Origin of the sequence: Shewanella sp. SP1S2-4 (assembly GCF_031932075.1) — a bacterium.
Lineage (GTDB): Bacteria > Pseudomonadota > Gammaproteobacteria > Enterobacterales > Shewanellaceae > Shewanella > Shewanella baltica.
The window spans coordinates 1-14,911 of sequence record NZ_JAUOET010000033.1; the positions used below are offsets into that span (position 1 = coordinate 1).

Annotated in this window: 13 protein-coding genes; 5 read left to right on the forward strand and 8 right to left on the reverse strand. The window is 39.2% G+C overall.

The features are described 5' to 3' along the window. Positions 1 to 165: 165 nt before the first annotated feature. The 4 genes from Q4Q52_RS19955 to Q4Q52_RS19970 all read left to right on the forward strand — a co-directional run bounded on the left by Q4Q52_RS19955 (position 166) and on the right by Q4Q52_RS19970 (position 3,708). The gene (locus Q4Q52_RS19955; RefSeq protein ID WP_311991446.1) at positions 166 to 1,248 is read left to right on the forward strand and encodes a DUF1566 domain-containing protein; all 1,083 of its coding nucleotides are present in this window, start codon (positions 166 to 168) and stop codon (positions 1,246 to 1,248) included. Between the two features lie 194 nt (positions 1,249 to 1,442). After that, positions 1,443 to 1,775, forward strand: a complete 333-nt coding sequence (locus Q4Q52_RS19960; RefSeq protein WP_311991447.1) for a hypothetical protein — start codon at positions 1,443 to 1,445, stop codon at positions 1,773 to 1,775. A gap of 74 nt (positions 1,776 to 1,849) precedes the next feature. Continuing rightward, positions 1,850 to 2,110 (forward strand): hypothetical protein, encoded by a 261-nt coding sequence (locus Q4Q52_RS19965; RefSeq protein WP_311991448.1) that lies wholly within the window; start codon positions 1,850 to 1,852, stop codon positions 2,108 to 2,110. Between the two features lie 407 nt (positions 2,111 to 2,517). Further along, positions 2,518 to 3,708 carry a DNA cytosine methyltransferase gene (locus tag Q4Q52_RS19970; protein WP_311991449.1) on the forward strand — a complete coding sequence of 397 codons (1,191 nt, stop codon included), beginning with the start codon at positions 2,518 to 2,520 and terminating at the stop codon, positions 3,706 to 3,708. A 3-nt stretch (positions 3,709 to 3,711) separates the two neighbouring features. Here Q4Q52_RS19970 and Q4Q52_RS19975 read toward each other — a convergent pair whose 3' ends face one another. Beyond that, positions 3,712 to 4,554, reverse strand: a complete 843-nt coding sequence (locus tag Q4Q52_RS19975) for an Eco29kI family restriction endonuclease (RefSeq protein WP_311991450.1) — start codon at positions 4,552 to 4,554, stop codon at positions 3,712 to 3,714. A gap of 179 nt (positions 4,555 to 4,733) precedes the next feature. Between Q4Q52_RS19975 and Q4Q52_RS19980 the strand changes: the two genes are divergently transcribed. Further along, on the forward strand, positions 4,734 to 5,177 hold the full coding sequence (locus Q4Q52_RS19980) for an HNH endonuclease signature motif containing protein (RefSeq protein WP_311991451.1): 444 nt from the start codon (positions 4,734 to 4,736) through the stop codon (positions 5,175 to 5,177). Positions 5,178 to 5,493: 316 nt separating this feature from the next. On the opposite strand, the gene Q4Q52_RS19985 is transcribed toward Q4Q52_RS19980, so the two are convergent. The 7 genes from Q4Q52_RS19985 to Q4Q52_RS20015 form a co-directional block, all read right to left on the reverse strand. Next, positions 5,494 to 6,036, reverse strand: coding sequence for a hypothetical protein (locus Q4Q52_RS19985; RefSeq protein ID WP_311991452.1), 543 nt, complete (start codon positions 6,034 to 6,036; stop codon positions 5,494 to 5,496). A 460-nt stretch (positions 6,037 to 6,496) separates the two neighbouring features. Then, a complete protein-coding gene (locus Q4Q52_RS19990) occupies positions 6,497 to 6,796 on the reverse strand; it encodes a hypothetical protein (RefSeq protein ID WP_311991453.1) in 300 nt (99 codons plus the stop codon). Beyond that, positions 6,789 to 7,325, reverse strand: a complete 537-nt coding sequence (locus Q4Q52_RS19995; protein WP_311991454.1) for a hypothetical protein — start codon at positions 7,323 to 7,325, stop codon at positions 6,789 to 6,791. Before Q4Q52_RS19995 ends, Q4Q52_RS19990 begins: the two co-directional genes overlap by 8 nt. Before the next feature lie 277 nt (positions 7,326 to 7,602). Next, positions 7,603 to 8,514, reverse strand: coding sequence for an HNH endonuclease (locus Q4Q52_RS20000; protein WP_311991455.1), 912 nt, complete (start codon positions 8,512 to 8,514; stop codon positions 7,603 to 7,605). Positions 8,515 to 9,386: 872 nt separating this feature from the next. Further along, entirely contained in the window at positions 9,387 to 9,659 is a 273-nt protein-coding gene (locus Q4Q52_RS20005) for a hypothetical protein (protein ID WP_311991456.1), read from the reverse strand. 9 nt (positions 9,660 to 9,668) lie between these two features. Then, entirely contained in the window at positions 9,669 to 10,592 is a 924-nt protein-coding gene (locus tag Q4Q52_RS20010) for an RHS repeat domain-containing protein (protein WP_052184035.1), read from the reverse strand. A gap of 21 nt (positions 10,593 to 10,613) precedes the next feature. Then, positions 10,614 to 14,840, reverse strand: coding sequence for a sugar-binding protein (locus Q4Q52_RS20015; RefSeq protein WP_311991457.1), 4,227 nt, complete (start codon positions 14,838 to 14,840; stop codon positions 10,614 to 10,616). Positions 14,841 to 14,911 lie beyond the last annotated feature (71 nt).

Here is a 14,911-nt window from a genome sequence, read left to right on the forward strand (position 1 = left end):
CGTATATCACCGCCAACAATGCCCTAGATGACATCTACAGTAACTCACTCAACAAGGCTATCGGCGAAATATTCACACCAGAAAACATCCTCCTCAATCAAGTAACGAAGTAATCATCACGACCAACAGCCTGCTTTAATCAGGACAACATAACAGGGAACACCTATGAATAAGTGCATTCACGCAAGCATCAAACTCGCCATAACGTCGATAAAGACACCGCCATCAAAGGCAAATCCACTGCTTTTGAGCATAGTCGCGGCAACACTACTCGCTGGCTGTGGCGGCTCGGAGGGTGGCAGCAACGATGACAACGGACAAGTCACCCCAACGGTCTACAGCATCCCCGCGACGGCAAGCCTTGGCGGGAAAATCAGTCCAGCAATCAACATGGTTGAATCGGGTCATGCAACGACCTTCACAGTAACACCCGATACCGGCTATCAAATCGATGATATCAGTGGTTGCGGTGGTTCATTGACTCAAAACAGCTATAAAACGGCGGTCATAAATGCCCAGTGCGCAGTCACCGTATCTTTCAAACTCAGCACGTACAAAATCACCACGCAAGCAACAACCGGAGGCAAAATCAGTCCCGAGAGCATTGATGTCAGTTACAACACCAATACCAGCTTTACTATCTCAACGGACATCGGCTATCAAATTGAATCCATCACAGGCTGTAATGGCACGCTCAATAACAATGAGTACACCACAGGTACAGTGACATCAGATTGCCAAATCAATGCCACGTTTACCAAAATTGGCGATGGTACACTTGCAGAGCGGTATATTGATAGCGGCAATGGCACCATCACCGACACGCAAACCAAGCTGATGTGGATGCGCTGTAGCGTAGGACAGACATGGCAAGACGGTAGCTGTAAAGGCAGTCCTAATACATTTATCTGGCCATATTCCATGGGAATGTCTATCTCTGATGGTAACCACACCGACTGGCGCTTACCCACAAAAGAGGAATTAAGTTCACTGATTTATTGTTCATCAGGTAAACCAAGTTATTGGAAACCAAATGATAATGTGTGTGAAGGTAACTATAAAAGCCCGACATTAGCGCAAGCAGCATTTCCGCAGACACCTGACTATGCTGGCTATTGGACATCTACTGCTAGCGATAATAGCCAGTTTGGTGGCAAGTGGCTTATCCAATTCTATGATGGTCATGGCCGCTGGAATGGACCAGTCCTTAATCTATACGTCCGGATGGTAAGAGGAAAACAAAAGTAACGGCTCTCACCATGAGGTAGGCATTGCAGATAAAGAGCGAATGCCTACCGCTTCTAGTCTAAAGATTACCTTTGAAATGAATACCTTTCTGTAAATAAGAGACTGGCAATATCAACAAGCCATTGTCCTGTCATACCCTCGCCATTGGATGGTTTCAAATGATAGGATACCGACATAAAACTCAGGAGCTTGAAATGACACACTATAAACGCGAGTTTGGTGAAGACTTTAATTTAGGCTTTAACCTCGCTGATTTCCCTTGGTTGACAGATAAGAGCTGGCACAATGACGTCAGCCCAAGCTTTACCTTTAAAGCAGGTTCTCAGTACCTTGTACTTTGGGTCGACTATGAAGAACCTGATAGCCGCGAACTTGGGCAAGAACGCTACCTTGTGATGACGGCGATCAATGAAGGCACAGATTGTGATCCCGAAATCTACACAGGTGAAGATAGCGAAGTAGTATTGGCGACTGAAAGCCCCTCTGAATTAACGGCATATCTGAGACAGTTAGCCTCAGCCCATTAATCATTGGTCCACAATTCTGAGCGATGTCGCGAAGGCTATTGCAAACGCCTCAGTCGAAAAAAATAGGAAAAACAATGATGGATAAATTTGAATTAGGCGCTGAAGGAGTTGGTGATGTTCCTGACTATCTAGCGCAAGAGGGATTAGAATTAGCTGTTCTTTACTTTGAGGAACACAATTTGGAACCAGCAGAATGTTATGCCGCCTACAAGCATGATACTGATTCTGAACTGGGTAAAGCATGGTACGCTGCCGAGACTGAAGCCAATAGAGTTATTCAAGGAAATAAGAAGTATGATAACTCAATGATTGCGTTAGTTAACGAGTTGGGATAACACCACTTTTAGTACTCGATGAGGGTTTTGATACCACGCCTATTGTGAAACATTATCGTATGATGACGACCTATGTAGGTGAGAACAAAGACTGGTTCAGCAATCTACACTGGGGCAAATAAGGCAACTGATGCTTATGAGACCGAATTCAACGATTTCTGTTTAATCAGCTCAATATGCAACCTATGAATAAACTCATCAATAATCTTATAAAAAGAAAAGACTTCATTTAACAGTGAGTTAAAAATAAACACCTATGAATACTAAAGCAACGCTTCCCTTAGACGAATAGAGTTAATCGTTCAACTTTTATGAACAGTAAAGTGACACCCCTCCAATTACTGTATAAAATAACAGTAAAACTAGTGGTGCAAATTTAAAATGCACTAAATTTTGCAGGTTTTAGTATGAGTTCAATAGAGTTATTTGCTGGAGCAGGTGGCCTTGCTCTTGGTATGAGCAATGCCGGTTTTAACCATTCTGCGATTATTGAGTGGAATAGAGATGCGTGTGAAACAATTCGATATAACCAGCTTTTAAAAGATTCACCTTTGACTGAGTGGCCATCACCTACTGAAGAAGATGCCAGAAAAATTGACTACTTCAAGTACAATGGCGTGGTAAATGTAATATCAGGCGGTCCACCGTGCCAACCATTTTCTCTTGGGGGAAAACACCAAGGATTCCAAGATGCACGAGACATGTTTCCAGAGGCAGTTCGTGCCGTTCGTGAACTGCAGCCAAAGGCATTTATCTTCGAAAATGTTAAAGGATTGATGAGGTCTTCATTTGCTGAGTACTTTCAGTATATTAATCTGCAGTTAAAACACCCCGAATTAGCTAAAAAATCGGAAGAACGCTGGGAAGACCATCTCTCTCGACTAAAGCGTTTTACAGGACAAACTCATAATCAAGAATTACAGTATAACTTGCAAGTAAAACTCTTAAACGCGGCAAATTTTGGTGTCCCACAAAAACGGGAACGCGTTTTTTTCGTTGGTTTTAGATCCGATTTAAATGCGGATTGGTTTTTTCCTGAAGAGACTCATTCTGAAGACGAGCTTCTTATTTCTAAATGGATTACAGGAGAGTATTGGGACCGACACAACATCAGAAAGAAAGACCGTCCAGCTCCACCTTTAAGAAGTTTAAATAAACTAAAAAAATTGAAACAAATTCTTGATAAACCTTCAGATGAAACCAATAGAAAGCTACCATGGCTAACAATACGTGACACAATTTCCGATTTACCCGATCCTGAACTAGGAAAATGTAGTAACTTGGAAAACCATGTATTTATTCCAGGTGCAAAAACATATCCAGGTCATACTGGCAGCCCAATTGATGAACCATCTAAAACCCTAAAAGCAGGGGGGCATGGTGTCCCAGGTGGAGAAAACATGCTAGTTAAACTAGATGGAAGTGTGAGATATTTTACGGTAAGAGAAGCCGCAAGAATCCAAACTTTTCCAGATCAATATAGATTTAACGGTTCATGGACTGAAACAATGAGACAGTTAGGAAATGCTGTTCCTGTTAAGCTAGCTGAAACAGTTGCTAGTTCCGTAGCTGCCTCTTTAGCAAAAATTGATATTTAACATCTAATTATGATGTTGACACATTTCTTCTAAAAATGTGTCAACAGCTTTCTGTTTATCCACAATAGGTGGATTACTACGAAAATGATGAGTCAGCATATCAATAATCTTATCTTTTGAAACTTGATCATCGATGGTATGTTCTGCCCATTCCCTACCCGAATGCATTGTATCCCACGGAGAGCGCTTATTGCCCCTTGTTCCAGCCGAATCACCATGCTTACCTATCCCATAACATATTTTGGTTTCTTTATTCCAGATTGGTTTATACAAGTTTATAAGATATCTTTCAGCGGCCTCTTGCCAACCACTAGCCACTATAAGAAACCGACACTGAAAATCTTCAGTATTCAGATTAGTTGCTTTCTTTATACTTTTAAGATGTTCTTTTAAGCGGCTACAAAGCTTTTCCCCCTGTTCTTGAGGATATCTTGCTTTCGGTGACAGAGGATCAGCTTTACCAACATAAATAGGATGATCTGCTCCCGCTAATGGCGAGTATTCCGAGAATGACCCAGTGTAGTAAATTGCGTAGATGCCCGAACCATAAAATCTAGGGATTGATAGCAAACTTCTTTTGTGTTGCGATAAAAGTGCCATTGCAACAACTCGTCCAACCGCCTCAGGATTGGAAGGATCAAATACTGAGTTTGGTTGTTTTATTGGGTCAAGTTGAGCAGCAACTGCAGACAATTTTTTGAGAACCTTATCAATATCATTCCTCACTTTCTTCAGATTAGCTGTTGTTAATTTTTCTGAACTAAACTCTGGAGCCATAGCGGTTGCAGCAAACAAATCATTTGACCATTCAATGACACCACGAGCCTTTTTAACCTCATTATCCATCTGAAAAATCCCAATAACTAATGCAGGGTGAAGATTATCCCTAACCCCACAGTGAATATCAATATCTTAGCCACACAATGATAATTAACATATTCTATTTGCTACAGAATACTATATGTAGATAGCGCAAACACATATCCCACTAATCAAATTTATAACTGTTAATGAAGGGAGTGAAAATGTTTACAGTGGCTTACCATGGTGATTATAGGCGAACAAACAAATATAAAACTGAGAGCGGCGCCCTTCGCGCGGCGTGGAAGTGGCTAAGGTCAGATGCAGTTGCAGGTAAGGGGTACTATGCAATTATGATGGGACCGAGTATTGCAGAACCTAGAGTAATATCGCAATGGTCAGAATTACCATTCTCAGAAAATCCTAATGAAGTTAACTTTTTACAAACAGCGAAATGGCGCCAGTTAAGGCGCAGAGCTTTTGAACTGTATGGAAACTACTGTGCCTGTTGTGGAAAAACTCCCAAAAATGGAATCGTATTACACGTTGATCACATAAAACCGCGCTCATTAAGACCAGATCTTGAATCAGATATAACTAATCTTCAAATTCTTTGCGATGGTTGCAATCAAGACAAATCAAATATATCGGAAAGAAAATGGCGTTAAATTGATTAAATAAAATCCGCGAATTGTACTTGCTGAGCAATTTGTCGGAATCGCCACTATTTCAGTAGACAATCGTGAGTCTCATATGGAGTGACACAGCGCAACGTAATGACACGACTATAGCAAGTTTGTGCTGGGCTTAATGATTTCTGCACTTTAATATAGATTAAAGTGCAGAAATCGCGTGTTTATGTGCAGTTTTGAGCTGTTTTTGATGCGAATTGCTAGATTATGTCGATAGACTTCAATTATGCACATAAAACTGCATAAATAGTTAATTTTACAACTAAATAACTGAGAATTTAATACATAAGAGTTAACTTGCATAGAGAGACTTAAGTTTACCATTTATGTACTCACATTCATCTAATACATACTCCAGACTTTCTCGTTGTTCCTCTGAAATATGTGAGTAAAAATTATGCACCAATGACAACCGACGAATAACGTTAAGTATATGATAAATAATTACAGGAAACCCAGAAACCTCAATACTCCAAGAACCGGGATTGTAGTGTTCAAATTTATTTCTAAATTGATTTTGTATGTTATCGATTGCCCAATCTTCATGCTCTGTAGTTACGAGAGCTGTTCTCGCTCCAATAGACCTTTTACAGTCCTTTAAAGCTTCCCCAAAACTAATAAGTCTAGAGTGACCATTTTTAGCGACTTTAATTACGCTGGAGTCATCGCTGCCCTTGGCTACTTGAATAGCGAAGCCATAAAGAGAAGAGAACATACAAATAACTACCCATTTCCAATCTTCTGGATTATCTTTTACTGTTTTCAAAAAAAGAGCAGCTTTTTCCAAACTGTCTATCGCATTACTTTCAGTGTCGTACTTAGCCCATCTTTCCAAGTTTTACTCCCTCAAAATAAGAATCTATAGTTGCCAAGACCTGATCAAAATTTTTTGGATGCACCACTAAATGCCACTACGTGAGCAAAAGTTAATAGCTATGACCTCACTAGACGACTTTTAGCTTCAAAGAGCAATCCTTAAGTGAGCAGTTTCCGTAAGCAGGATATCCTCTGGCAGCGCTCTAAAATCCCAGAACTAATTCCAGTTTTTGCTATAAAAGTTCGAGAAACAAACTTGCTCAACAACAAGACGATCTAGCATTCATAGCAATCAAACTTTTAGTTAAAAAAATAGTCCTTAGAAAAATTCCTGATGATAAAGGCCTATATCGGAGCAAGGTCATCATACTACCAAGCCCCACATACGGGCTCCCCCCATATAATAGCTTGATTTTTATATCATAAATAAGATCAGCCAGCTTACCAATTAATAGCCAACTGATCAATTTTATATAAGTTTAGTAATCAGCCTTATCAGTAAATATTTCACCTATGGGGCTTGTTTGGACCATCATGGTCTTAGCAAATCTGCTGCCTATGAATAAATCGACTTGGTAACCAGCTGTTCCACGCAAACCTCGAAACTTTGTAGTTATCTCAATTCTTTCATAACTGTCTCCGGTCACAAAATAGTCATGACCGAACTCAATATCAATTAACACTCCCCAATCAGGTTCATAATTCGCGCCGATAAGTTCTATCCCGTTAAAATCCAGATTGTGGTCGCCAAAACTAAAACTATAAAAAAGATCAAACATGACGATAGCTCCCATCAATAGCGTATATACTTTTTTCGCTACGCGGTTTAGCTAACTCTTTAGCTAAACAATCAGGGCACAACACAGCGTAAACGTCATCCTCATCGTCATCGTCAGTAACGAATTCAAATTCATCTACTGTTGTCGTCATCTCTTTTTGACAACCATCGCAATTTAGTAATTCTGGATAATAAACAATCAGTATCGTATTCAAGCACAAAATCAAATCTTTAACGTTTAGATTGCCTATCGCTGGACTTTTATTAATAGAAATCAGCTTAATAAGAAGAGAGTAATCAGCATCAGAGTGATGAGGTTCATGATCACTCCACTTCCGAACTAACTTTTGAACAACATCAGGGTTGTCTAAGTCAATTTCATTTCGTTGGTGTGCAGAACTTAAAGATGCGTAATTTTTGAATTCAAGAGCCCAAGCAATAATATCTGGTATTGCTCGGTTTGGAATAAGAGGAAACTCATCCTCAACCTTGCGGCACAAGTATGTAAATAAAGGAGTTTTGGGAGACATATAATCACCTTATATAGCAATTGGTATCAAGGATTTATCGGAGGCGTTTGCAGGGACTGACCAATTGCGAAAAATGATTAACAGATAAGAGAGGGGGGTTGCCTCATCCCAAGCCTCTAACAGAAATCCTCCCTCATAAAAGGTGCAATGTCAACTTCTTAATTTAAATTGTCACAATTTCACCAGTTGAAACTTAGCGTAGTAACAACATATATGATAAGCAACTGTACGACATGGCTATCGCGCTTTTGTTCAATAACATGCAGAAATCGCGTGTTTACACGCTTATTTGAGCAGTTTCCGTAACAATCTTTGAGAGCTCATTTATGCTTGGCATGGGATCTATTCGATGGATAATCCGGTGGCAGTTAGAACAAATGATGGCAAGATCATCAAGCTCAGTTTTAACGATACCATCCGCTTTGTGAAGCGGCAGAAGATGGTGTACCTCACAAAAACCCATTCCATGCATCCCGTACACCTTCTCAAAATCAAAATCGCAAACCTCACATCTCAATATCCCTAATTTATTTAGAGTATCCTGCTTTTTTTGCTCTACAATCTTTTGATTTCGTTCCCTTTTTAGGTGAGATACGAATCTAGGGTTTCCTTCGTAGGCTCCATTAACATCATCAAGGTCTGGAAGCGAAGTTCCATACTGTTCCGAGTTTACAAGAGCTAAAGCTTCCTTTACTAAAACTGCGCTTTCTGGTTTGTCTGCATACCAGACATTACTTTGACCAATTCCGCCTTTAACAGCCCGTGGAATCATAAAGTTTCTTTTATGAACCGGAAGTAACACTGCATCCGATGCATCTGCAAGAATTCTGTACATACTGATTCCATTCTGAATTTGTAGTTCTGATGGGGCATTCAATAGTTGTGCATCACGATAAACCGTAGCGTTTTTGTACCAGCCCACAATGGCTGTCCCACCGCTATTTGGTCCCGCAGTCCAGATGACGGTGATATTGTTGATGCAATCGTCATTTTTCCCTGCACCTAACTTAACAATATTCAGCCGTCCTGTAGGCTGAACGTATCCATAAACTTTTGAATCAACGTTGCTAAAGTTACAGACTTCATGACCTATTTCACTTTTATTGTATGACCCTCCACGCTGAATTGAATCACCGTCAATTCCATCATATCTAGCCATCCAACCAATATTACAAAAGAGTATAGGCATAACATCTCCGAGGGTAATCTGAATCGCCAGTACATAAGTAGACGACTGTTAGCTAACGCAGCACAATCTTGCACTAACACGCAAGTAATCAACAATATAGCTTTTCGACTCACGTAATGTCTCCCACATTTTAATATGTATTAACATACAGAAATCGTGTGTTTACGTGCAGTTTTGAGCTGTTTTAGCACAAATCAAAGTGAGTTAGCTGCTATTCAGCGCTTATGTATTGAATAGTGAATAGTGAATAAATAGTCAAATTTTGTATATTAAGTGTTGAGAAGCATTTAAGACGCATCTTAAAATGGGCAAGACTATAATGAACTCAGGATTTATTTCAATAGCTTTGCTATTAGTATTTTTCAGTACGATTCAACGCGGATCCTAGCTAGTTCTATTGCAAAATTAGATATATGAGTGGAGTAACCATCATGAATTTCAGCAATACTGCCAGCAAAATCAGACAGTCGAAGTGGCGCACTGCCTAGGATTATGTTTAGCCTAAGATTGACCCCGTTCTCCATCTGCTCCAATAGTGTCTTCATTTGAGGTGTATAATGTGTACTTTTGCAAGGTAACCTCGAATCTTCTGTGTACTAGCTCAGACCTGTTGTCCAAAACAGCAACCTAAGTGTGCTTTTCGCTTTGCAAGGACGAGCTGGTGCGAACCTTATCATACAGCTGAGACACGAATATGTGTCTATTCAAGACTTTGAATATATTATCGAAAATCAACGCCTTATTTTCGTTTTCACTTGCAATAACGGGACGTAATATATCAACATATTCATAAGAACAAACCAAATGCTAAGCTCAACAAAAGCATAGCCCTACTTCACGGGCCATGCTTTAAGTGAGCAAAAATTAAATCACTAGAGATTTAACTTAATGAACAGATACCTTATAAATAAAAGTATTCCCCATATCACCCCTGCAACTATAGGTATCATTGTAAAAAACACCAACAATACCTTTGAAACCTCAACATCCCTTATTCTAGTACCCAAAGAAAAACCATATAGTTCAACCACTTGAACCCCAAAAAGAAAAATAATCAAACAGGCAAATATTAAGCCAATATATGCAATGATTGCTCTCTTCTTTTTGCTTTTTTCTGACTTTGCAGCAGTAATTTGTATTTTCATTTCAATATATTATCTACACGATGTGTCATTACAAGATTTTTGCTGATGAGCTGCCTCAGCAGCATATCCAGCTCCATATGCCCCCCCTAACTTAACTTCAGCGACAGCCCTATTCGAAGGCGTTGAACTCAACGTTTTTGAATCTGCTAATACTCGCTGTGAAGATGAGCCAGTCATATTATGAGAAGCTTGAGTTGCTGTATTATTTGGTAAATTTCTACTAGCAACAGCCATGTTCGCAGCCCCTTTAGCTATTGCACCACCCACAGCTCCAACAGCAGCAGCACCTACCACTTTACCAGGACTAAACTCCCCCTTTATAGTCTGATTTGCTACCTCACCAACTCCATTAGCACCCGCTCCAACCGCCATCGTACCGAAAAAACCTCCTCCAAATGTTGTCGCCACACCGACAGCAGCACCTACACTGCCAGCCATCATCACTGAACCAAAATTAGCATTATCATTTGTAATAGCTTCTGAAATTGCACCTATCGCAAATCCGATAATTCCTGCACCAATTTGGACACCAAATTCGCCATCAGGATCCACATATTTATAGGGATTATTATTAGCGTAAGTGTATCTGTTGTAGGCATGTATGGGACTTCCGCGATCAATATGCTCCATTACATCCACAGGATCATTAATGTAAAAACGGCCTATAAGTGGGTCATAATATCGTGCCTGCATATACGTTAAACCTAAGTCTCTATCATGTACATGCCCAGTATAGCCAACACCTTCTTTGTCTCCACCTATGCGTTTACCAAAAGGTTCATAATGGCTACGACTGATAATATTGCCCGCCTCATCAGATTCAGATATCACAGAACCTAGCATATCTGTGTGCTGATATCTCACAACGGTAGCCATAAGATTAAAAGAGATTACATAAACCAAACAAAAAAATATCAAATTTTTATATTTCATATTTACTCCTAACTAACAGGCCTACAAGCTATAAGTCGCTGTTATAGTTTGATTGGAATTTGTTAGACATGTCATGGTTACATTTAATGTAAAATGCCGTCCTAAATTTAAGCTGCCAGAAGTGCCTGAAATTTCGTTCGTACCAGATACATTGGTTCCAATTAAGCGTTGAACTTCCCCTGTACAAGAACTGGCATTTTGAGTTGTCCAACTAAATCCTTTTTTATCTTGTGTACAGATTGTCTTTGTCTTTTTTGAACCTGGTATTGGTTCTTGCCTACATACTTTCGGAGGATTAGTTTTCTCAAACTTTATATAATGACTTTCAGCATTATCAACCTCCGCAATTAATTGCTTCCCTAAGAATACATTATCAGTTTTAGTCCCATTTGCAGCTTCACGGTATAACAACAGTCCGGCCTGACTGTATACAGAATAGTGAGAACCATCTGCTTTAGTTTGTTTAACTCTTCGATTGTGACCATCATAGACATAGCTAATCCCTTTAGCGGAGGTCATTTGTTGGCCTAAGTTGTAGGCAAGGCTATAGCGTCCGTTATTGGTCACATTACCGCGAGTATCGTATTGGTAACCATAGGCATAAGCACCAGTTAGATTGTTTAAGCGGTTAAGCAAATTGTAGTTGTAGGTTATGGTTGAGTTATTCAGACTGCGGCTGAGCACATTACCCAGACCATCATAGTTATACCGGCCGCTCCCCCACTTGCCATCTGCAGACTTAAGCCTATCGACTCCGTCATAAGTGAGATTATCTACATCATTGTTACGGTCTACCCAATCGATTAGGCGGGCCAAATTGTCGTTATAATCATAACTTGGGTCGAGACTATTTTTTACTGTGCCTTCTTTGATATCTGTCAGTGCATCAATACGCCCTGTCGTGTCTAGCTCAACATTCCTGATAATCCCATTACCATACGTAAATTGCTTAATCTGTCCGTTCGGATGGTAACTTACTCCTGAAGCATAACTTCCGGCCTTAGTTGCTTGACCCAGTGCATTAGGTGCAAAATCAACGATTGCTCCTGAGGGATATTTAAGAGAACTCAGTGCGCCTAGGTTGTTATATTCCCAGTCCAGTACAAAGTTCTTGCCATCGAGCGCAAGGGTCTCTTTTTCGATAGTATTCAAACTATCGTACAAATACGTCCAGTTTACAGACCCTGCCAGTAAAGAGGTGAGGTTGCCATTTCCATCATAACTATAGGTTTTATCGGGCGTCGTATCAGGAAAGTTTTCGGTTCTTAACTGCCCTAAGTTGTCATAACTCAATACTACTTTATGTGTTGCAGGGACAGCACTTGCATCACAAGCCGTGGTTGAGCCGTTAGTCCCTTCTGCACGCCATATATGTTGGCGCTGTCCATTGTAACCAAACGCCGAAATCCCCGTTTCAGGGCGCACCTGTTTACACAGTTGCTGATAAGCATCGTAGAGACGAGTTTCAGTGACATTACCTTGACGAATACTGGTTACTTGGCCAAATACGTTATAATCAATTGCGACATCATCTGTATCTGGTGCCTCAATTAAAGTTGGTTTATCAAATGAGGGTTCGCCGTAGGCAAGGTATGTCGTTGTCGTTGTATTGTTTTCTCCATCAGTCACGGCAACCTTATCACCTGACAGATACTCACGACGACTGACGCTACCATCGCTCGTTCGAGTCAGGGTAATCACTCGTCCTAAAGCATCATATTCAGTTTCCATTCCTATCCGGTTACTTGCATCAGCGCTCGGGAAACTGGCTAATATTTGACGATTATCATGGTCGTATGCAAACGACTGATATTTGGTCGTTGATGGGATGAATATATCACGTTCCTGAGTCAAAATAGGTCTCAAAAAACCATCATGATAAACCCGTTTTTCGTAATTCCCTTGTGAAATAGTCTGACGCAAACTGCCGACGGCAACATCACTGCCGCCAACGCCATCACCAAGACTACTAACAACAGCATAACTAATAACTTTGTCAGCCCACTTAGGATCTGCATAGTCAATCTTTGTTAACCAGCCGATAGGGTTGTAGGTGTAAGACGTTTTATTGCCATTAAAGTCTGTGACACTTTTTGTGGTGCCATCTGAATTAACTTCAAGTAGAGCAACTAAGGTATTAGAAGTGCTCCCATTGATAGCGTTACAGCCATTAGTTATTGCGCAAGGAATAGTTATCTTACGAGCTTTTCCACGGTAATAATCTTCATAAGTTTCATAACGATTAGTGTCATTGAAATTTATTTTTTTTATATTCCCATCGTTATGATATTCGGAATATGTAGCAAAGAGTTTTCCATATTTACTTAGTTGATGCGGCAGTGATTTGTATTTTGATTCTGGAGGGTAAAACGTTCTCTCATCAACAACAATGGCAGAAGATGGAGCCTCACCAACTTTAATACTTTTAATATTTGATAGAATCCAGTTATCGGTATCGTTGTAATATTCTATTGCTTTATAAAGTTCCCTCCCAAAGCCAGAACTATGAATTACTTGAGGCTTATTATATTTATCTAGCTCTAAATATTCAACTTTTGATTCAGATTTATCTTCGATAGTTACGGTTTTTTTTACCAGAATATCTTTTTGCATAGACTCTCTGTTTCCCATTGTACGTTCCAAAATATCTCCATATACGTAGCCGTCTTGATATTCGTTTATTGTTGTTCGTTTTAGTTCACCATTATTACTATAGTACTCGGTTGCTAATATTCTACCTTCAAGAATAGATTGACCATCTCTATTGATATAGTACTTTGTTAATGCACCAGATGGCGATTCAACAGATGTCGTCTTGGTTGTTAATCGATTGATACCTATCGGAACTGGCTCTGGTATCTTATATTTTTCTGCAACATCTTCTACATTCTTTGTTAACTCTCCAACTTTTGCTGGAGCAGACTCTGAGTATTTATACTTCCAAACTAAAACTTCATTTCCTGTATTTATGCTTTTTTTAGTTAAACTGTAACTCCGAAAACATTCAGGGTAATGGATACCAGAGGTAGTAGCTCTAACTCTATTTTGAAGCACACTTTCAAATTTAAAGTTGCCAATTGATCCATCTGGGTGCGTTACACTCATTTCAATCGGTTCATCAGTAAAGCAGCCATTGCTTGGTGGCAAACCTTCACCATAGTCAATTGGCAAATTTTCTTCATCAATTGAATCTATGCTTAAAACATTATATTTCCAATATTTACCATCTGGACTTGTAACGATGAGATTACTCCAGAATTTACCTTCATCTCTATAGGTCCAGGTTTTGCTTTCTGAATCAGTAGGGCCTTTTATTGATACAGTCTTAATATCATTCCCATAAGTAACTTTAAGGATTCTACCATCATTTCCTTCTATAGATGAGATTAATCCATATTTAAAAGAATCGGAGTTATATTTGTAAATAACAAAGTTATTAAACCTATCTTCTACTTTAGTAACTAGCAATTGTTTAACTGCACGGTAAAACTCTCCACTTCCAACTCTCATATAGTTGGTATTTGAGTTAGCATTCGCAAATGTATTGTAATCATCAAAATAGTAACTAATCCCGTCTGGCAATGTTACTTTAAACCCCTCCTTACCATTTTCATTTGTATAACAATCTACTAACCATTTGTTTTTTGTTATATAGACTGAGGCTCCTGAGTTATTTCCTATTACTTTTTTATTTATGAGGATTGATGATTCACTTACTCCAGGGATAATAATTACTGGAGATTGATGAAACATATAAAGCGCCTCTGGCCTTATATATTTGTTAGAGTTCCTACGCATATCCCCGGAGCAAAACTTATACATCTCCCAGTCAAGAGGATAACTACTCCCCCCACTACCTCTAACGACATAACTGAGTTCTATTCTCGGCAGATCCTCAACCCATCCTAAAGTTGTAGGTAAATAGGTATTAAATTTTGTTCTATATGACACTTCTAGTTTAGAGTTCCCAGGAATTATTGCATCGTTTCGATAGAAAGATACATTACCTGAATAAAGATCCAGTTTATCACCCATTAGGTCGCTTGAGTGATATTCTAAATCATACGAGATTCCCTTCGGTAAACTGAAATATTCTAAGTGGCCAATTTTTTCTGGGATACTGTCTATAAATTCATCTGCAAATAAGCTACTTGTAAAAGCTATTGATATTATAAAACAAAAAAAATATAGAGTTTTTTTTAATATTTTACTTTCTTTAATTTTAAAGTTATGATAAATCAATGTCATCGATATTTCCATAATCTAGTAATTGAAAAATTTAAGGCATATTTACTCAATATTTTTCTAGAGATAACAAT